This is a genomic window from Streptomyces sp. NPDC006012 (assembly GCF_042871185.1).
Classification (GTDB): Bacteria; Actinomycetota; Actinomycetes; order Streptomycetales; family Streptomycetaceae; genus Streptomyces.
Genome location: NZ_JBIAIE010000003.1, coordinates 298,243 through 318,072, shown reverse-complemented (window position 1 = coordinate 318,072; position 19,830 = coordinate 298,243). Strand labels below are relative to the sequence as shown.

Sequence of the window (19,830 nt, the reverse complement as noted above, 5' to 3'; positions counted from 1 at the left end):
CGCCCCGGCCTGCGACGTTCCCCCCGGGGGCCCCGGGGCTCACTCCCACTCGATGGTGCCCGGCGGCTTCGAGGTCACGTCGAGCACGACGCGGTTGACGTCGCCGACCTCGTTGGTGATCCGGGTCGAGATCCGTGCGAGAACGTCGTACGGCAGCCGGGACCAGTCGGCGGTCATGGCGTCCTCGGAGGAGACCGGCCGCAGCACGATCGGGTGGCCGTAGGTGCGGCCGTCACCCTGGACGCCGACGCTGCGGACGTCCGCGAGCAGCACCACCGGGCACTGCCAGATGTCACGGTCGAGTCCGGCCGCGGTCAGTTCCTCACGGGCGATGGCGTCGGCCTCGCGCAGCAGGTCGAGCCGCTCCTTGGTGACCTCGCCGACGATACGGATGCCGAGGCCGGGGCCCGGGAAGGGCTGGCGCTGGACGATCTCCGCGGGCAGCCCCAGCTCCTGGCCGACCATCCGGACCTCGTCCTTGAACAGCTTGCGCAGCGGCTCGACGAGCTGGAACTCCAGGTCCTCCGGGAGCCCGCCCACGTTGTGGTGGGACTTGATGTTGGCGGTGCCGGTGCCGCCGCCGGACTCGACCACGTCCGGGTAGAGGGTGCCCTGCACCAGGAACTCCACCGCGGGGCCCTCGTCGGCGATGATCTCGGCCTGGGCCTGCTCGAAGACCCGGATGAACTCCCGGCCGATGATCTTCCGCTTCTCCTCGGGGTCGGCGACCCCCTCCAGGGCCGCGAGGAAGCGCTCCTCGGCGTCGACGACCTTCAACTGGACGCCGGTGGCGGCCACGAAGTCCTTCTCGACCTGCTCGGTCTCGCCCTTGCGCATCAGGCCGTGGTCGACGTAGACGCAGGTCAGCTGGGAGCCGATGGCCCGCTGGACGAGGGCGGCGGCCACCGCGGAGTCCACGCCGCCGGACAGGCCGCAGATCGCGCGCTTGTCACCGACCCGCTCGCGGATCGCGGCGACCTGCTCCTCGATCACACTGCCGGTGGTCCAGGACGGGGTCAGGCCCGCGCCGCGGTACAGGAAGTGCTCAAGCACCTGCTGGCCGTAGGTGGAGTGCATCACCTCGGGGTGGTGCTGGACGCCGTACAGCCGCTGCTCGTCGTCCTCGAAGGCGGCGACCGGTACGACGTCGGTGGAGGCCGTGACCGTGAAGCCCGCCGGGGCGGCGGAGCAGGCGTCGCCGTGCGACATCCACACGGGCTGCTCGGCCGGGGTGCCCTCGAACAGGGTGGAGGACGTCTTGGAGACGTGCAGGTCGGTACGGCCGTACTCGCGGGCGCCGGTGTTGTCCACCGTGCCGCCGAGGGCCTGGGCCATCAGCTGGAAGCCGTAGCACATGCCGAACACGGGGACGCCCGCCTCGAACAGTGCGCGGTCGACGGTCGGGGCGCCCGTCTCGTACACCGACGAGGGGCCGCCGGAGAGGATGATCGCCGCGGGGTTCTTGGCGAGCATCTCGGCGACCGGCATGGTGCTCGGCACGATCTCGCTGTAGACCCGTGCCTCGCGGACACGACGGGCGATGAGCTGGGCGTACTGCGCGCCGAAATCGACGACCAGGACGGTGTCGGGGGTGGCGGCAGCGGGAGTCGCTGATGACACGGGGTGCCTTCCGGCGGGTTTGGGCGGGGATGCTGATTCCCGATTCTAACGGCGCGGGCGTGACCGCCTCGCCGCTGCCGGAAGGGGCCCGCCCGAAGCCCGGCCCACACCCGCGCACCTCAGGCACCTCGGGCACCACATGCACCCCTACGTCCCACCAGCCATGCCCCCTTACGCACGGCCACGCACACAGGCCGGGCCGGCCGCCCGGTCCCGCCGTCAAAACCCGCGTCGTGGCATACTGAGCCCATGCTCACGCATGCGACCTTCCTGTTTACCTATGGCAACCGGCCCACCGGCTGCCATGGTCGTGCTGCTTGAGCAACTGACAAGCGACTTCCCAGGCGCCCCGGGCCGACAAGGCCCGGGGCGCCTGGCGTTTCCCGAGCCTGCCGGGCCGGGGTCCACCGACAAGGAGCCCCGACATGACCGCCAGCACCGAGCAGACCGGCGCCCGTACCGCCGAGGCAGCCGGAACGATCAGCGACGCCCGTGAACGCATCGACGCGCTGGACGACCGGATCATCGGTCTCGTCCAGGAACGGATGGCCGTGTCCTGTGTGATCCAGGAGGCACGGATCGCCTCCGGCGGACGGCGCGTGAACCTCTCCAGGGAGATGGAGATCCTCGGCCGCTACCGGGAGGAGCTGGGCAAGCCCGGCACCACCCTCGCCATGACGCTCCTCGAACTGTGCCGTGGTCGCATCTGAGTTCGGTCCCCCTCTCACTCGTACGGCGCGTGACCGCCCCGCGCACCGCTTCGTTGGTCCCGGTGTCCGTGCCAGCCAGGGGCGGGCCCGAAGAACCACGCGTGGCTCGCTGGAGCGATGAGGCGTGCGGATCATGCCGTGCGTCGTGGGACCTCGCTCCAGGCAAGTGACCGGACTGCAGGGGACAGCAGCCCGGTCGCCCAAGAGAACCGACCGGCTCCGGGGACGCTCGGAGCCGGTCGGCGGAAAGTGCAGAAGCGCACGGGCTGGGTCGAACGGTTGCGGATGCCGCGTCCATCCAGCCCGATGCGGAAAACCCCCAAGTCCCCGGAACAGACGACCGCATTGCAGTGCACGGCCCGTCTGCCCGAGGTCGAGACCATGCGCACACCCCGGGTGCGCCGGGGCGCCGACCGAGGGTACGAGGGGTGCCGGGCTGACGGTAAGGACAAGCGGCGCAACCCCCCGGCGCCGCTTCCGGGCACCGACGCTGCCCTGACGTCGGTGCTGACGGAGAAGGGCCCCGCGGATTCCGTCCCGCGGGGCCCTTCGACATGTGCGCCCGCGACGACATGTGCGCCCGTGGCGACACCTCTCGACGCGCGGACCCCGGCACCCTCCGGCACACGGGCCCCAGCGGCCTTCAGCATGCGGAGATATACAGCTACATACATGGATATACAGGGACACCTGAAGTGTGATCCACCCCACATGAGAATTCCGTGAGGAGGCGCGCAACCGTTGCCCGCCCTCACTGATCAAACCTGCTGGATCCAAGAGATCGAAAAGCTCTCCGGGATCCAGCCGTGAGCATGGCCGAGACGGAGGAGAGGCAGCTGCGCTCGGAGGGGGGCGCAGCTCCCTCTCCTCTGCTCTCCGTGCTCGCGGCCGGCGGCCGGTCCACCGCTTGGGCGGCACCGCCGGTCTACCGCTTGGGCGGCACCGCCGGTATCCCCAGGAACGGCAGGCGCAGGGCGCCGAAGGCGTCCGCCGGGACCGCCGGACTGTGCGGCCGTACGGGCTTCAGGCGCTCGTAGCCCGCCCCCTGGACCGGACGCGGGTCCGGCTCGCCCTTGTTGGGCCAGTACGACATCGCCCGTTCGGCCTGCGCGGTGATGGTGAGGGACGGGTTGACGCCCAGGTTCGCCGACACCGCCGCCCCGTCCACCACGGAGATGCCGGGGTGGCCGTACAGCCGGTGGTACGGGTCTATGACGCCCGTCTCGCGCGAGTCGCCGATCGGACAGCCGCCGAGGAAGTGGGCGGTGAGGGGGGTGCCCATCAGCTCGCCGACGTTGCTGCCCGGGAAGCCGTTGATCTCCTCCGCGAGCGCGGACGCCGCCTGCGAAGCCGCCTTGATCTGCTGGGGATTGGACGCGCCATGGCCCTGCCGGGCGGTGAGCAGCCCCTTGCCCACACCGCCCGGTTTCAGATACGTCGTCAGGGAGTTGTCCAGGGACTGCATCACCAGGCCGATGATGGTCCGCTCCGACCAGCGGCGGTTGGACAGGGAACGGACCACCAGCCAGGGGTGCCGGGCCGCATTGCCCAGCCAGGCCAGGACGCGCGAGGAACCCTCGGCGTAGGGCACCTGGAGGATGGAGAGTCCGCCCATCGAGTTCGAGCCCTTGCCGTAGCGGACCGGCTCGATGTGGGTGTCGGCGTCCGGGTGGATGGACGACGTGATCGCCACGCCCCGGGTGAAGTCGGCCCGCGCGGTACCGTGCGCCTTGCGGTAGCGCCGGTCGTCGGTCTGCGCGCCCACCAGGGCCTCGGAGTTGGTACGGGTCAGCTCGCCCAACCGGCCTGAGAGATACGGCAGTTGTCCGCTCGCCTTCATACGGTGCAGCAGGGTCTGGGTGCCGTAGGTGCCGGCGGCCAGCACGACCCGGCGGGCCGTGAAGATCCGGCCCTCGCCCTTCTTGCGGTCGTCGGTCGGCAGGGTGGCCACCGCGTAGCCGCCCCGCGAGTCGTCGGTGACCGACACGACCGTCGTCATGGGGTGCACCACCGCACCCGCCTGTTCGGCGAGGTGGAGGTAGTTCTCGTTGAGGGTGTTCTTCGCCCCGTGCCGGCAGCCCGTCATGCACTCGCCGCACTCGGTGCAGGCACGGCGGGCCGGTCCTGCGCCCCCGAAGTACGGGTCCGCCACCTGCTCCCCCGGCCGCGCCTTCGCCTGGCCCCCGGCGTCCTCGCCGTCGCCGAAGAACACGCCGACCGGGGCCAGATGGAAGGTGTCGCCCACGCCCATCCGCTGCGCCGCGGCCTTGAGGTGCACGTCGGACGGGGTCATGGTCGGGTTGAGCCGTACGCCGAGCATGCGCCGCGCCTGGTCGTAGTACGGCTTCAGCTCCTCCTGCCAGTCCGTGATGTCCTTCCACTGCGGGTCGTCGAAGAACGCCTGCGGCGGTACGTAGAGGGTGTTGGCGTAGTTCAGCGAGCCGCCGCCCACGCCTGCGCCCGCGAGGACCATGACGTTGCCGAGCAGATGGATGCGCTGGATGCCGTACATGCCGAGTTGTGGCGCCCAGAGGTAGTTCTTGAGGTCCCAGGAGTTCTTGGGGAGGGTTTCGCGGGTGAAGCGGCGGCCCGCTTCGAGGACGCCGACGCGGTAGCCCTTCTCCGTCAGCCGCAGGGCGGTCACGGAACCGCCGAAGCCCGAGCCGACGACGATGACGTCGTAGTCGTAGTCGTAGTCGTAGGCATGAGCGTGATCAGAGGCGTGGTCGTGGCCGGAGACCTGGTCGGAGGCGTGCTCACCGTCGTCCGCATTGTTGCGCGTGTCGTGATCGCGCACGTTGTGGTCCGGCGCGGCGTGGTCATGCGCCTCGTGGTCCTGCGCCTCGTGGTCCTGCGCGGAAGCGTCCTCAGGCACGTGCCTTCTCCCCTTTGAGTGTGCAGTGCTTCGAGCGAGTGGCCGTGCGCGCGGCCGGACGCGCGGAGGCGGGACACGCGGTCTGCCGCGCCCGCGGCGCGGCCTTCTTTCTACTTGAGCCGCAGCGCCTTCATGACCCGCAGACTCGTGCTCATGAACGCCGCATACTTCGCGTCGTCCATGCCCAGCGAGGGCGCCAGCGGCAGCAGGCGCTGCTGGGCGACGGTCTGGGACTCGGTGTACTTGAGGATGCCCTCGGAGCCGTGCCTGCGGCCCAGGCCGGACTCCTTCATGCCGCCCATCGGGGACTGCACGCTGCCGTACGCGGACGCGTAGCCCTCGTTGATGTTGACCGTGCCCGTGCGCAGTCGCGCGGCGACGGCCCGGCCCCGGCCGGCGTCCTTCGTCCACACCGACGAATTCAGGCCGTACGACGTGGAGTTGGCGTGCTCCACGGCCTCGTCGTCGGTCCGGAACCGGTAGACCGACACGACCGGGCCGAAGGTCTCCTCGGAACAGACCGCCATCGGCGCCTCGACGCCGTCGAGGATGGTGGGCTCGAAGAAGTACGGCCCGATGTCCGGGCGGGCCACCCCGCCTGCGACCACCTGCGCGCCCTTCGCCACGGCCTCCGTGACGTGCCGCTGTACGGTCTCCAGCTGGCGTTCCCCGACGAGCGAGCCCATGTCGGCACCGTAGGCGAGGGAACTGCCGAGCCGCATGGCCTTTGTACGGGCCGCGAACCGCTCCAGGAAGGCGTCGGCGACCGACTCGTGCACGTACAACCGCTCGATGGAGATGCAGAGTTGGCCGGCGGAGGAGAAACAGGCACGGACGGCGCCCGCGGCGGCCTTCTCGATGTCGGCGTCCGCCAGCACCAGCATGGCGTTCTTGCCGCCGAGTTCGAGGGAGGCGCCGACCAGCCGGGCCGCGGCGCCCTGGGCCACCTCGCGCCCGGTGCGGGTGGAGCCGGTGAAGGAGACGTAGTCCGCGTGCCTGACGACCTCGGGGCCGACGACCGGGCCGTCGCCGAGGACCACCTGGAAGACACCGGCGGGCAGCCCGGCCTCGATGAGCAGGTCGCGGGCCCACAGCGCGGTGAGGCAGGTCTCGGTGTCCGGCTTCATCACGACCGCGTTGCCGGCGACGAAGGCGGGCAGCGCGTCGCCGACCGACAGCTCCAGGGGGTAGTTCCAGGGCGCGATCTGCCCCACGACCCCGCGCGGGTGACGCAGCTCGGTGACCTTGGTGAGGGTGGGCACCGCGCCCGTGTGCCGTTTGGGCCTGAGGTAGCCGGGCGCCTTGCGGCCGTAGTGCCGGGCGGCGATGGCTACGGCCTGGACCTCCTCGTGGGCGTGCAGCCGCGCCTTGCCGGTCTCCAGCTGGATCAGGTCGAGGATCTCGGCCTGCCGCTCAAGGACCAGGTCGTGGAAGCGCAGCAGCACGGCGGCCCGCTGCCGCACCGGCGTCCGCGCCCACACCGCCTGGGCGATGCGGGCCGCCTCGAACGCCTTCAGCACGTCCTCGGGCGTGGACTGCGGCAGGTCGGCCAGCTTCTCACCGGTGAACGGCGTGTGGTTGGCGGTCCGGCCGGAGCCGATGACGCCCTTGGTGAGCTGGGCGACCAGCTCCGGCGTGACCACGTCCGCGGCGGTCCGCGCGCCCTCGGGGGCGGCGGCCAGGGGATTGGTGCCGGCCGCGGCCGAAGTCTGTTCCCGGTCCTGCGGATCGTCCTGGGCCGGGGAACCGTCCTGGACCTGCTGATCGTCCAGGGCCGGAGAACCGTCCTGGACCTGCGAGTCGTCCTGGGCCTGCGAGTCGGTCATGAGCCGCAGGGTATTCCGGAGCGGAAACTTTGGGTACCCGTCGGTAACGGCCATTCACGGAGTGCTCACATGGCGCCAGTGATCACTGGCAGTAAATGGCCTGATCAGGGGGTTGTACCCCATTGTCGGGCCGGTGAAGGGACCTTGGACCTTGAGGTCGACACGCGGGACGGAGCACGCCGGCGCTCAAGGTTCGCGCCCCGCGGCTCGGTCCACGCCCCCGGCTCGGTGCACGCCCCGCAGGTCAGTGCATGCCCGCGCCAGCACGTTCGCCCGCACGTTCGCCCGCGCGCTCCGCCGCGGCGACGGCGCGCAGCACGTCCGTGACCTCGTCCGGCCCCGGCCGGTCGGCCGGTTCACGCGCCAGGAGCCGGGTGAGCAGCGGACCGAGCGGACCGGCGCGCTCGTAGCCGGGAGGCCGGGGGTCGGCAGCCGCGGCCGTGACCGTGACCCCGGGCAGGCGGGACACGGACCCGCCGGACGGGAGTGCACCGGACGCGGACGCGCCGGATGTTGGGACTCCGGAGGCAGAAGCTCCGGATCCGGCGTCGGCGGGCGTACGGGGAAAGGGCGAACGGCCCTCGACGGTCACGTACAGCAGCGCGCCCAGGGACCACAGGTCGGAGGCGGGTCCGGCGCCCGGCCGGGACATCTGCTCGGGGGCGAGGAAGTCACGGGGGCGGCCGAGGGGGTCGAGCAGGTCGACGGGGTCGGAGGGGGCCGAGGAGCCGGAGGGGGCGGAGGGGGCCGTGGGACTGCCGTACCAGGCGCCGAAGTCGGTGAGGACGACGCGGTCCGTTCCGGACTCGATCAGGACGTTGGCCGGTTTGACGTCCCGGTGGACGATGCCGACGGCGTGCGCGGCGCGCAACGCGCCGAGGACGGCGAGCCCGATGCGTGCGGCTTCGGCGGGCGGCAGCGGACCGCGGCGCAGCACCGTGCCGAGCGACTCGCCATGGATCAACTCCGTGACGATCCACGGGAGCCCGTCGTCGAGGACGACGTCCAGGATGGTGACGGCGGACGGGTGGTCCACCCGGGCGGCGGCCCGTGCCTCGTGCTGGAGCCGGTTGGCGACGCGCGGGTCCGGCGGGTACGACGGCGGCGACAGCGGCTGCTTGACGGCGACTTCGCGCCCGGCCGCCTCGTCGACGGCCCGCCAGACCCTGCCGATGGCGGCGCCGTCGGCCGCTCCACCGGAGCCGACGCGCTCCAACAGCCGGTACCGGCCGCCTATCAGACGCCCGTCGGCCCGAGGCGCATCCGCGCCGTCATCACTCATGCCCCATCAGTACCGTGCGCAACACATCCTTGTCGACGCGGGCGGCTGCGGCCCGCGCGTGTCGCGAGGCGTCGTCCCGCGGCGGCCGAGCCGGTGCCCACGGGCGGCGTGAGAGCGGCGTCGCAGGTGAGTGGGTGGTCGCGTCGGGAGTGGGGGGTCGCGTCGTAAGTGCGCGGTCGCGTCGTGGGTGCGCGTCATTCCCGGACGAAGGTGTCGAGTGCCACGTCGAAGTACTCCCGGGCCTCGCGGGCCTTCCCCACCGGCGCCGACAGCCACACGTCGTACAGCCGGCCGTTCTCCTCCCAGCACAGGTCGTAGGTGTGCCGTGGGCCTTCCACCGCGTTGAAGCCGCTCCAGCTGAACTCCCAGAGCGCGGCGGGCAGTCCGTCGTGCGTCGCGCGGGTGACCCGGCCGTCGCGGTAACCGGGGTTCGTACGCGGGCCCTCGGCCGCCGCCCGGTGCATCACCCCGAGCGGGCCGCCCGGACCGGGGTCGGTGACCTTGACGCCGAGCCGGAAGGTCTCCCCCGGCGACAGGTAGAAGACGCGTTCGTCCTGCCGTCGGCGGGTGAAGTCCTCGGGTACGGCGAGGGAGAAGCCGGCCGGGTCCTGTGCGATGCGATAGCCGGAGGGTGCCGGGCCGGCGCCGGGGGCGGTGACCGGGCGGTCGGCCACGGCGGTGGGCGACGGCGACCCGTCCGACGGCCCGGACGCGCTCGTCGGGGCCGACCCGGACGCCGACCCGGACGCGGTCACCGACGTGGCCGTGCTCGCCGACGTGCCCGGCGCCGGCCCCGGCGTGCCACCGCCCTCTCCGCCGCGGTCGATCAGCAGGACCGCCGCCGACACGCCCGCCCCGGTCATCGCCGCGACGAGCAGCGCCGCCACCAGCACGGCCCGCGGGGACGGCCGTACCGGCTGCCCTTCGGGGAGCACGGGCCTCGGCACGTCCCGCTGGGTCGGCGTGTACAGGCTGGCCGGCCGGGACACGCCGGCCGCCCGCGGTGTGCGGCCGGTCTCCCGGAACACGCGCAGCATCTGCTCCGCCTCCGCCGCGCCCAGCCGCCGTTCCGGATCGCGCTCCAACAGGCCCCGGACGACGGGCAGCAGCGGCTCGGCCTGGACGGGCGGCCGGATCTCGTCGGACACGACGGCGTGCAGGATGCCGCCGAGCGAGTCGCGCCGGAACGGCGATTCGCCGCTGAGCGCCGTGCACAGCAACGCGCCGAGCGACCACAGGTCGGACTCGGGCCCGGTCCGGGTCCCGGCCATCCGTTCGGGCGCGGTGTACTCGGGCGAGCCCACGAACGAGCCGGTCTCGGTGAGCGTGGTGGCGCCCGCGACCTGGGCGATCCCGAAGTCGGTGAGGACGACCCGGTCGGTGTCGGACTCGATCAGGACATTCGCGGGCTTGATGTCGCGGTGCAGGACACCAGCGGCGTGCGCGGTGCGCAACGCGCTGAGCAGGCCGATGCCGATGCGTGCGGCCTCGCCGGCATCGACCGGTCCGTGCGTCGCGATCCGGTCGGCGAGCGAGACGCCGTCGATCAGCTCCATGACGATGTAGGAGCGTGCGTCGTGTTCGACGACGTCGTGCACGACGATGATGTGCGGATGGTGCAGCTGAGCCACCGCGCGGGCCTCGCGCAGGGCGCGGTCGCGGTAGAGCCGGGCGTCGTCGTCCGCGAGGGAGGCGTCCTGGGTGAGTTCCTTGACCGCCACCCGACGGCCCAGCAACTGGTCGGCCGCACGCCACACGACGCCCATCCCGCCACGCCCGAGTCTGGCCTCCAGGCGGTAACGGTCCGCGATCACGCGGAAGTCGTCCCCGTCGGTCCCCATGGGGCCATCATGCCCCACCGGACGCTCCCCTTCCGGGGCGTCGACCGGCCAAGCGTGTCCGTCTTCGGCCGGTTGCCGACTCCACGGCACCCAGGCGACCCGCTCGCTCATCGTCGCCCTGAGTCATTCCCTGGCGGCGGTGAGACCGCAATGGCAGGGAGACCGGGACGGTAGTGGGACCGAATTGGTGGGGAGGCCGGGAGGGCGGTGCGGCCCGAACGGCGGGGAGATCAGGACGGCGGTGCGGCCCGAACGGCAGGCGGACCAGGGCGGCGGTGCGGCCCGAATGGGGGGAAGGCCGGGCCGGGCAGGGCCGTTCGGACCGGCCAGATCACCGGCTTGAGGCCGGTGAACCCCCCGCTCCGTGGACCGGGGGGTTCACCGGGGCCGGTCGGTGCTACGACTGTTGCCAGCTCTGCAGAATCGTCTTGAACTGCTCGTTCGTCTTGCCCCAGTCCGGTTCGGGTGACGACATGTAGATCGCGTACTCGATGCCGTCCCGGGACATGTAGGCCTGGTCGATGGCGTGCCGCGGTCCCGGGAATTCCGTGTTCTGCGCCTGCGCGTTCCAGGTGTACTCCCACAGCGATCCCGGGCGGTCGCGGTAGGTGTTCTGCTCCAGGGTCACCAGCTGGTAGTCGGGCAGCGCCGACAACTGCTGTTCCAGGTCGATCTGGTGCTGGTGGGGATCGGCGAAGTCCGGCGAGCTGTCGACGGAGACGCGCAGGAAGTGATCGCCGCCGTCGGGTGTGTAGTCGACCTGCTTCAGGTCGCCCTCGGTGCTGAACACGTTCCGTTCCCAGGTCTTCGGCACCACCAGGGTGAAGCCCAGGGGGTCCTTGACGGTCTTCCAGCCGGCCGGGACGGAGCCGGCGGAGTCGGAACCGCCGTCCGTGGGGGCGGCGGTGGAGGAGTCGGAACCGCCGCCGGCGGGTGCCGCGGTGCCCCCGTCCGGCGTGGTCAGGGCCCCGTTGTCCTGGTTCCCGGAACCGAATTCGTGCAGCGCCACCGCGCCGCCACCGCCCACGACGGCGGCCAGGGCCACCACGAGGGCGAAGACGCGCAGGCGGCGGCGCCGGGGACGGGGACCGGGACCGGTGGATGCCGCGGTGTGCTCCGGTGCCGTCGCCACCGTTTCGGGGCCGGGCGGTATCGTGTTGGACCAGCCGGTCCCGGTGGCCGAGCGGTACTCGATGTGCTCCGCCGGGTGGACCGCCACGTTCTGCGTCGGTACGTACACCTGCGCGGAGTCGGGCCGCCAGCCCTCCGCCGCCTCCGCGAGCATCTGCTCCGTCTCCACCGCGTCCGGCCGCTGCTCGGGGTCCTTGCGCAGCAGAGCGGTGATGACGGGCCCGAGCGGTCCGGCGTTGACCGGTTCCCCGGCCTCTTCCTCGACGACCGCCTGCATGGTGGACAGCGGCGAGGTACGGCGGAACGGCGACCTGCCTTCCACCGCCGTGAACAGCGTCGCGCCCAGCGCCCACAGGTCGGAGGCGGGGCCCGGGTCGTGGCCGCTCACCCGTTCCGGGGCGAGGTAGTCGACCGAGCCGACGACCTCACCGGTGCGGGTGATGGTGGAGTCGCCCTCGATCTGGGCGATGCCGAAGTCGGTGATCAGGACGCGGCCGTCCCGTCCGAGCAGTACGTTGCCCGGCTTGACGTCCCGGTGCAGCACACCGGCGGCATGCGCGGCGCGCAGCGCCCGCAACACCCATATCCCGATGCGCGCGGCCTCCCGCGGGTCGATCCGCCCCCGCTCCTTGACCTCGTCGGCCAGCGAGTTGCCCTCGACCAGCTCCATCACGATCCACGGGCGGCCGTCGTGTTCGAGTACGTCGTGCACGGTGACGACGGCCGAGTGGTTGATGCGGGCCGCCGCGCGGGCCTCGGCTCTCGTGCGGGCGAGCAGCACGGCCTTGTCGCTTTCGGAGACATAGAGGGCAGCGGTCAACTCCTTGATGGCGACCGCCCGGTGCAGCACCTCATCGTGCGCACGCCATACCCGGCCCATGCCCCCGCTGCCGATGGATTCGGCGATCCGGTAACGGCCCGCGAGGAGCAGGCCCTGCATCTGATTCACGTTGCCCCGCAATGCTCTTGACAGGCTCAGACTAAGGATCTGCTGACGTTCATGGAACACGCGGGGGCCCATGGAGACAGCACTGTGACGGTTTTCGCTTCCGCAAGGACGCGGGAACCAATCCCGGGTGGGCGTCAGCGGATGAACTTGTACGACTGCGACGCCTGCTCGTACAGCCGCGTCACCTCGTCCCGCTGCGCCTCAGGACCGCGCACCTGCACCACGTGGTAGCGGCCGTCCAGGAGGATCGCGATATTACGGACGAACAGGTCACGACCCTGGTCGTCGGTCCAGGTGAACTGCCCCTCCGCCATGGTCCGGCCGCCCACCTCGATGGTTCTGAGGCCGGCGGCGGTGGCCCAGCTGGAGGCACGGTAGGGCCGCAGCTCGCTCTCCTTGTCCCGCTGGTAGACCATGGGGTCGGTGCCGTACTCGGCCGTGCTGTCCCGGCCCGGTACGACGATGAGCTGGAAGTTCCCGTGGGCGTAGACGACCTGGGCGTTGCCGTTGCGGGGCGTGCGGTCCCAGCCGTCGGCGACGGCGATCTGGAAGCCGTCGGGGTCGTTGCGCAGGGTGAAGCCGTCGGCGACGGAGGCGCCGGCGGTGGTCTGCGTCTCGGGGGAAGGCGCCGACGAGGACTCCTCGGACGCGCCCGCCGAGGGGGCGGTGCCCGCCCCGCCCGTGGGCGCGGACGTCTGGCCCATCTGTCCGCTGGCTCCGGTCCGGTTGCCGTTCGACGCGCCGGTGCTGCCCGCCTTCGGCATGAACAGCATCGCGTACGCGACCCCGCCCACCAGCAGGAGCAGAACCAGCAGGAGCAGGTTGCGGCCCAGGCGGCGCGGGGAACCGGTTTGCTCCCTGGCCCGCTTGTGCCGCCCGTGCGGGCTGTCGGCAGGCACCCGGGCACGCCGTCTGCGGACCAGTTCGCCGCGCCGGCGCACTATCGGCAGCCGCTTCGGGTCGGCGGGCGGCGCGGGGACGACGTGCGTACCCGCGTCCGGCTCGGGCGCGGACCGCACCAGCGAACGCAGCCAGCCGCTCAGCTCCTCGAAGTCCGGACGCTCGGTGGGGTCCTGGCGCAGCAGTGACTCGACGACCGGGCGCAGCGGCCCGCACTCCTCCGCGAAGGCGGGCGGCTCCGCACACACCAGCTGGACCAGTTCGGCCGTCGACTCCTCCGGGTACGGCGCGTGGCCCTGAACGGCTCTGAACAGCAGCGCGCCGAGCCCCCACAGGTCGGTCACGGGGCCGATCGGGGCGGCCAACTGCCAGTTCTCGTGCACGGGTCCGGCCTGCTCGGGCGCCCAGCGCTCGGTCACCGGGCCCACCACGGTCATCCGCACCTGACGCGCCCGCTCCGCGGCAAGCGCGGTGGCGGGGCCCCGCCCGGCGGGGACGGCCGGTCCGCCCCAGTGAGCGGGCGCCGGTGCGGAGTCGGCGACGGGCCGGGGCGCCTGCGCCGCGCCGTGCGGTACCCGCGGGTGGCCGCCCTGCGCGGGCACCCCGACGGCCGGAAGCTGCCGTCCGTCCGCGGCCGACGGCAGGGCGGGGGCCCGGCCGTCTTCGGTACCGGGGTGGTGCGCAGGGCCGAGGGCGGCGCCCGGCGGGAGCGCCGTCCGCTGCGGGTCCCCGCCCTGGGTGCCGCGCGGGGACGCTCCGTGCCAGGGCGTGGCACGCACGCCGTAGGGGTCGGCTATCTGTCCGGTGGGCGTCTCGCCGGTCCGTCGGTCCGCCCCCTGGTCAGGCGGATGCGGCCCCGGGGCGAAGCCCTCCGCCCGGGCCGCGGCACCGGTGTCACCCTCGGCGGGCGGCCGGGCCCCGGGCAGCGCGGGCCGCCCGCTCTGCTGTGCCTCCTGTACGCGGGCGGCGGCCCGGGCACCCGCCCGGTACGCGGCGATGGCCCCGGCACGGGCGGCCCTGATGTCCTCGCCGCTCTCCGGCACGGGCCGGCCCTTTGCCCCCGGGGTCCCGGTCCCGTCCGCGCCCTCCGCACCGGGCGCCGGGGGTCCGCCCACGGCTCGCGCCTGGATCGCGGCACGCCGGGCGGCCTCGGGATCCACGCCCTCCGAGGGCCCGCCACCGCTCCCGCCGGTCCGGCCGACATCGTCCCCGCTCCCACCGGGACCACCGGGACCACCGGGCACAGCCTCGCCGCCCGGCCCGCTCGGGCCACCGGCGCTTCCCGGACCTCCCGGACCCGGCCCAAGCGCGCCACCAGGGCTGTTCGACCTACCAGGCCCGATCGCGCCGCCGGGCCCGAACGCACCGCGGGGTGCCGGAGCCGACCCCGCCGACCCGGCCGGACCGCTCTGGCCGGCGAGTCCGCCGGAGCCGCGCGGACCGACAAGTCCGCCCGGCCCGGTACGTCCCCCAGCCCCCGCAGGTCCCCCGGGCCCGGCAGGTCCGCGAGACCCGGCAAATCCGTCAGCCGCGGCAACGTCCGGCTGGTCCGTGCCCTCCGGCTCCTCCGGAGGCGGTACCGGGTCGTAGCCGGACAGTGCCTCCTCGGCCGCGCCGACCGCGAGACCGGTCAGCATCACCCGGCCGTCGTCGCAGACCAGGACCGTACGGGCGGTGATGTTGCGGTGCACCCAGCCGTGGGCGTGCAGCACCCGAAGCGCCATCAGGACGTCGGCGGCGACCTCGGCCGCCCGATACGGCGTCAGCGGATGCTCGGCCAGCAGCGCGGACAGCGGGCGTGCCGCGACCCACTCACTGACGATCCACAGCGAACCGCCCTCGGCGAACACGTCGAATACCTGGTCGAGCCGTGGATGGTCGGGGATACGCGCAGCGGCCTGCGCCGCCTCGACAGCGCGCCGCACCGCCGGGTCCAAGGGCCGCCGGGTCGCCTCGCGGGCCGCCGGGGGCCGTCGCGCGCCACGGTCACGGGCAGTGAAACCGTCGGGCAACCCGTCCGCGTCGAGCACCTCGGCCTCGACCACCTCCGGCAACGGCACCTGCCGGATCAGCACTTCCTGCCCGCTGTAGGTGTCGAAGGCGCGGGTCTCGGCGAGTTCGTACTCGTCGGAGGGCGGCAGGGGCAGGCGGTAGCGGTCGGCGAGCACCCGACCCGCGTAGTCGTCCACGTTGCCTCCCCCGGCTGGCCTGTCGGTCAATTCCGTTCGTCTTACGGCCCGTTCGGTAGGGGTTCCTGGCTGCGTACGGTCCGCAACCACTCACGATACGTGCCGGAGGCAACCCGCATTGAGGGCTTGACCGGATTGTCACTCCCCGAACCCGGGGCGGCTCGTCTCAGCCCTTCGGTTCGAAGGAAGCCGTCAGCGTCCTCCAGGTGCCCTTGCGCAGTGCGCTGTTCCACTGCGCGGACTTCGCGGTGTACATCAGCGCGTATCCGGCCCGCTGGTCGACCACGAAACCCCGGTCGACGGTGCGGTACTTCGTACCGCCGTCGGCGTAGGTGAACTCCCAGTCGGCCGTGTTCCAGCCGCGGTAGTCCACCTTCGCTATTCGGATCCGCTGGTACTGCGCACGCCTCATGTCGCGTTCCTGGTTCTGCCAGTCCGCCACCGGGTCGTCCTTGGGGGTGCTGGTCCAGGCGACGAGGAGCTTCTGCCCGTCGGGTCCGGTGAACCGGTCCCCGGCGGCGTCCGAGGACTCGAACTTCCAGCCCGCGGGCAGCCCGATCGAGTAGCGCTTCCCCTGGTGCTTCGACACCACGGGCGCACCGCCGTTGCCACTGGAGTTCGATGAGCCGGAACCGGCGTCGTGCTCCGCGCTCCTGCTCGGCTCGGCGCCCGTCCCGGACGCGGAACCCGTCGCGGTGTCCGCCGTACCCGTGGCCGACGAGCCCGCGTTCTCGCCGTCCGCGCGGGTGCCGCCGCCCTTGTGGTCCTTGGCGCCCGCGCTGACACCCGCGCTCGCCACCGGCTTGGCGTCCCCGCCGCCCTTGGCGTTCTTGGAGCTGTCACCGTCACCGAAGACCAGGGCGAGCACCGTGCCGAGCACCGCGAGTGCCACCACCACGACGATGATCACCAACGTCCGCTTGGGCACCACGTCCGTGAGCGGTGCCCGGGGCACCGGCCGCGGCGGCAGATCCGGCGGCGGCACCACGGGCCACCCGGAACTCGGTTTCGCCGCCGCGGGCTTCGCGTCCGCGGCGGATGCCGCCGGGCCCGCCGAAGCGGACGGGGAGGCGGAGCCGGCGGCATCCGCCGCGCCGGAACCGGCGCCGCTGCCGCCCGAGCCCGCGGCACCGGACGCCGGGGCGGCCGCGCCCGGCGCGGCCCCCTCCGGGTCCGCCGCCGCGCCCTCACCGCTCCCCGCAGTCCGGCTCACTGCGCCGGCCGCGGCCGCCCCCGCGGCCTTGCGCACTGAACGCAGCGCGCCGCGCAGTCTCTCCGCGGCCTCCTCGCTCCGCTTGCCGCCGCCCGACGCGGCCTTGTCCGCGGGCCCGTCGGGCTGCGGGGGCAGCGGCACGACCCGCGTGGCCTCCAGCGGCTCCGGCTCGGGCTCGTGGATCACCGCGTTGAACATGGCCCGGGCGCCCGCGTCGTCCAGCCGCTCGGCCGCGTCCTTGGTGAGCAGCCCGCGGATCACGTCCCCCAGCGGCCCCGCGTTCTTGGGCTCCTCCAGGGGCTCCGTCATCACCGCGGTCAGCGTCGCGATCGCCGACCCCCTGTCGTACGGCGGGACGCCCTCCACCGCCGCGTACAGCAGGCCGCCGAGGGACCACAGGTCGGCCGCCGGTCCCGGTTTGTGCCCGCGGGCCCGCTCCGGGGAGATGTAGGAGGGGGCACCGACGAGCATGCCGGTCGAGGTGATGGACGGGTCGCCCTCGACCTGGGCGATGCCGAAGTCGGTGAGCACGACCCGGCCGTCCTCGGCGATCAGCACGTTGGACGGCTTCACGTCGCGGTGCAGGATGCCCTCGCGGTGGGCCGAGCGCAGCACGTCGAGGATCGCGAGCCCGACCTCGGCCGCGCGCTTCGGGGTGAGCAGCCCGTCCTCGCGGATGGCTTCGGCGAGGGACTTTCCCTCCACCAGTTCCATCACGATCCACGGCCGGTCGTCCTCGTCGACCACGTCGAACACGGTGACGGCACTGTTGTTGCGGATCCGCGCAATCGCCTTGGCCTCGCGCAGGGTGCGCGTGATCAGGCGCCGCTTCTCGTCCTCGTCGATGTTGGACGGGAACCGCAGTTCCTTGACGGCGACGGTCCGGCCCAGAGTCTCGTCCTCGGCCCGCCACACCGTGCCCATGCCGCCGCGGCCGAGCACTTCCCCCAGCCGGTACCGCCCGGCGAGGAGACGTCCGCTCTTGTCCTGACGGGATGTCCCCGCCCGCTCCGCGTCCGACATGCGTCCCCTCATGCAACCCGCCCTGACAGAGCCACCATTGTCCCTCACCCGACAAGTGGCCGACGCCCAGGGTGCCCGTCGTCCGGCCCATGTCCTTCCATCGCCGCCTTCTCCCGGCCCGCCGCGCACGGCCCGGATGGGACGCCGGAACGGGTCGCGGACCCGCCCCGCTCCTGGCCGGATCCCGCCCCCGCACCTGTTGAAACGGGCGGGCCGCGAACAAAGATCCCGGTTCGCCGCACCCGTTCGAGTGATGTCGAGCCGGACCGGCCGGAAACGGCGCGACGTCCGGGCCGGACGGGCACGCCTCGTCCATCCGGCCGGACAGAGAGACGGCCGCATGGACGCATGGACGGACGGATGGGCGGATGGGCGGATGGGCGGATGGGCTGAGGGGGCCACGCCTCGTCCGTCCGGGCCATCCGTCCGGCCGGCCCGGGGCGTCACACTGTCCGGTCAGAGGTCAGAGAGGCACGATGTCCGGCGCCCCCAGCCGTGCCGCGTCCGCCGTGAGGTCGTCGGGCTGCAACTGGGACTCCCGCTCGGCCTGCACCCGCTTCTCGTAGTGCGCGACCTCGCGTTCGGTCTGGTCCTTGTCCCAGCCGAGGACGGCCCCCATGAGCTCGGCGGCCTCGCGGGCGCTGCGGGTGCCGCGGTCGAAGGTCTCGATCGAGATCCTGGTCCGGCGGGTCAGTACGTCGTCCAGGTGCCGCGCGCCCTCGTGCGTGGCGGCGTAGACGATCTCGGCGCGCAGATAGTCGTCGGCCGCCTGGAGGGGCTCGCCCAGCGAGGGGTCGGCTGCCACCAGGTCCAGGACCTCGTCCGCCATCGACCCGTACCGGTTCAGCAGGTGCTCGATGCGCACCACGTGCAGCCCGGTGCGGGCGGCGATCCGCGCACGCGCGTTCCACATCGCCAGATAGCCCTCCGCGCCCAGCAGCGGAATGTCCTCGGTGACGCAGTCGGCGACGCGCATGTCGAGGCCGTGCACCGCCTCGTCGACCGCGTCCTTCGCCATCACCCGGTACGTCGTGTACTTGCCGCCCGCGACCACGACGAGACCCGGCGCCGGATGCGCCACGGTGTGCTCCCGCGAGAGCTTGCTGGTCGCGTCGGACTCCCCGGCGAGCAACGGACGCAGTCCCGCGTACACGCCCTGGACGTCGTCGCGCGTCAGCGGCACCGCGAGCACCGAGTTGACGTGCTCCAGCAGATAGTCGATGTCCGCGCTGGACGCGGCCGGGTGGGCCTTGTCCAGGTCCCAGTCGGTGTCGGTGGTACCGACGATCCAGTGCCGCCCCCACGGTATGACGAACAGGACGGACTTCTCCGTACGCAGGATCAGCCCGGTCGAGGAGTGGATCCGGTCCTTGGGCACGACCAGGTGGATGCCCTTGGACGCGCGGACGTGGAACTGCCCCCGCTCCCCCACCATCGCCTGGGTGTCGTCGGTCCACACACCGGTGGCGTTGACGACCTGCTTGGCGTGGATCTCGTACTCCCCGCCCGCCTCCACGTCCTGCACCCGGACGCCGACCACCCGCTCGCCCTCGCGCAGGAAGGCAGTCACCCGGGCACGGTTGGCGACCTTCGCGCCGTACGACACCGCGGTGCGCACCAGGGTCGCCACGAAACGGGCGTCGTCCACCTGCGCGTCGTAGTACTGCAACGCGCCGACCAGGGCGTCCTTGCGCAGGGCGGGGGCGACGCGCAGGGCGTGACGGCGGCTCAGGTGCCGGTGCACCGGCAGGCCCCGGCCGTGGCCGCGGGCCATCGACATCGCGTCGTAGAGCGCGACGCCCGACCCCGCGTACAGCCGCTCCCAGCCCTTGTGCCGGAGCGGGTAGAGGAACGGCACGGGCTTGACCAGGTGCGGCGCCAGGCGCTCCAGCAGCAGGCCGCGCTCCTTCAGGGCTTCACGCACGAGCGCGAAGTCCAGCATCTCCAGATAGCGCAGGCCGCCGTGGATCAGTTTGCTGGACCTGCTGGACGTGCCCGACGCCCAGTCGCGGGCCTCGATCAGGCCGGTGGTCAGGCCCCGGGTGACCGCGTCCAGCGCGGTACCCGCGCCGACCACTCCGCCGCCCACCACCAGAAGGTCCAGTTCGCGCTCGGCCATGCCCGCGAGTGCCTCCGCGCGCTGTCCCGGCCCCAGTGTCGCTGTCCTCACCGCTGCCTCCCGCTGTCGGTCGCATCGGCCGCACCCGGTGGGCGAAGCCCGGCTCGTCCCCACCCCCTGCCCAAATTCTGACCGGGTTGCCCGACTTCAGC

General features: G+C 72.7%; 10 protein-coding genes. 1 reads left to right on the top strand and 9 read right to left on the bottom strand.

Features of this window, described 5'->3' with window-relative positions; genetic code table 11:
- Positions 1-39 precede the first annotated feature (39 nt).
- Positions 40-1,620, bottom strand: coding sequence for a glutamine-hydrolyzing GMP synthase (guaA, locus tag ACFYPJ_RS08385; protein WP_389012370.1), 1,581 nt, complete (start codon positions 1,618-1,620; stop codon positions 40-42).
- A 389-nt stretch (positions 1,621-2,009) separates the two neighbouring features.
- Here guaA and ACFYPJ_RS08380 point away from each other — a divergent pair, with 389 nt between their 5' ends.
- Entirely contained in the window at positions 2,010-2,330 is a 321-nt protein-coding gene (locus ACFYPJ_RS08380; protein ID WP_389012966.1) for a chorismate mutase, read from the top strand.
- Between the two features lie 925 nt (positions 2,331-3,255).
- On the opposite strand, the gene ACFYPJ_RS08375 is transcribed toward ACFYPJ_RS08380, so the two are convergent.
- The 8 genes from ACFYPJ_RS08375 to ACFYPJ_RS08340 all read right to left on the bottom strand — a co-directional run bounded on the left by ACFYPJ_RS08375 (position 3,256) and on the right by ACFYPJ_RS08340 (position 19,729).
- On the bottom strand, positions 3,256-5,004 hold the full coding sequence (locus ACFYPJ_RS08375) for a GMC family oxidoreductase N-terminal domain-containing protein (protein WP_389012963.1): 1,749 nt from the start codon (positions 5,002-5,004) through the stop codon (positions 3,256-3,258).
- Between the two features lie 311 nt (positions 5,005-5,315).
- Positions 5,316-7,031, bottom strand: a complete 1,716-nt coding sequence (locus ACFYPJ_RS08370) for a succinic semialdehyde dehydrogenase (protein ID WP_389012367.1) — start codon at positions 7,029-7,031, stop codon at positions 5,316-5,318.
- Between the two features lie 244 nt (positions 7,032-7,275).
- Positions 7,276-8,313 carry a serine/threonine-protein kinase gene (locus ACFYPJ_RS08365; protein ID WP_389012364.1) on the bottom strand — a complete coding sequence of 346 codons (1,038 nt, stop codon included), beginning with the start codon at positions 8,311-8,313 and terminating at the stop codon, positions 7,276-7,278.
- A 194-nt stretch (positions 8,314-8,507) separates the two neighbouring features.
- Positions 8,508-10,154 (bottom strand): protein kinase, encoded by a 1,647-nt coding sequence (locus ACFYPJ_RS08360; RefSeq protein ID WP_389012361.1) that lies wholly within the window; start codon positions 10,152-10,154, stop codon positions 8,508-8,510.
- 397 nt (positions 10,155-10,551) lie between these two features.
- Complete coding sequence (locus tag ACFYPJ_RS08355; protein ID WP_389012359.1) at positions 10,552-12,225, bottom strand: serine/threonine-protein kinase; 1,674 nt, start codon at positions 12,223-12,225, stop codon at positions 10,552-10,554.
- Between the two features lie 143 nt (positions 12,226-12,368).
- Positions 12,369-15,323: a protein kinase gene (locus ACFYPJ_RS08350; protein ID WP_389012356.1), complete on the bottom strand. Its 2,955-nt coding sequence runs from the start codon at positions 15,321-15,323 to the stop codon at positions 12,369-12,371.
- 166 nt (positions 15,324-15,489) lie between these two features.
- Positions 15,490-17,559 carry a serine/threonine-protein kinase gene (locus tag ACFYPJ_RS08345; RefSeq protein WP_389012353.1) on the bottom strand — a complete coding sequence of 690 codons (2,070 nt, stop codon included), beginning with the start codon at positions 17,557-17,559 and terminating at the stop codon, positions 15,490-15,492.
- Between the two features lie 463 nt (positions 17,560-18,022).
- Positions 18,023-19,729 (bottom strand): glycerol-3-phosphate dehydrogenase/oxidase, encoded by a 1,707-nt coding sequence (locus ACFYPJ_RS08340; RefSeq protein ID WP_389012351.1) that lies wholly within the window; start codon positions 19,727-19,729, stop codon positions 18,023-18,025.
- Positions 19,730-19,830 lie beyond the last annotated feature (101 nt).

Excerpts from the sequence above, each read along its gene's own strand:
- ACFYPJ_RS08365 (WP_389012364.1), bottom strand. The coding sequence starts at position 8,313 with ATGAGTGATGACGGCGCGGATGCGCCTCGGGCCGACGGGCGTCTGATA.
- ACFYPJ_RS08370 (WP_389012367.1), bottom strand. The coding sequence starts at position 7,031 with ATGACCGACTCGCAGGCCCAGGACGACTCGCAGGTCCAGGACGGTTCT.
- ACFYPJ_RS08355 (WP_389012359.1), bottom strand. The coding sequence starts at position 12,225 with ATGCAGGGCCTGCTCCTCGCGGGCCGTTACCGGATCGCCGAATCCATC.
- ACFYPJ_RS08360 (WP_389012361.1), bottom strand. The coding sequence starts at position 10,154 with ATGGGGACCGACGGGGACGACTTCCGCGTGATCGCGGACCGTTACCGC.
- ACFYPJ_RS08345 (WP_389012353.1), bottom strand. The coding sequence starts at position 17,559 with ATGTCGGACGCGGAGCGGGCGGGGACATCCCGTCAGGACAAGAGCGGA.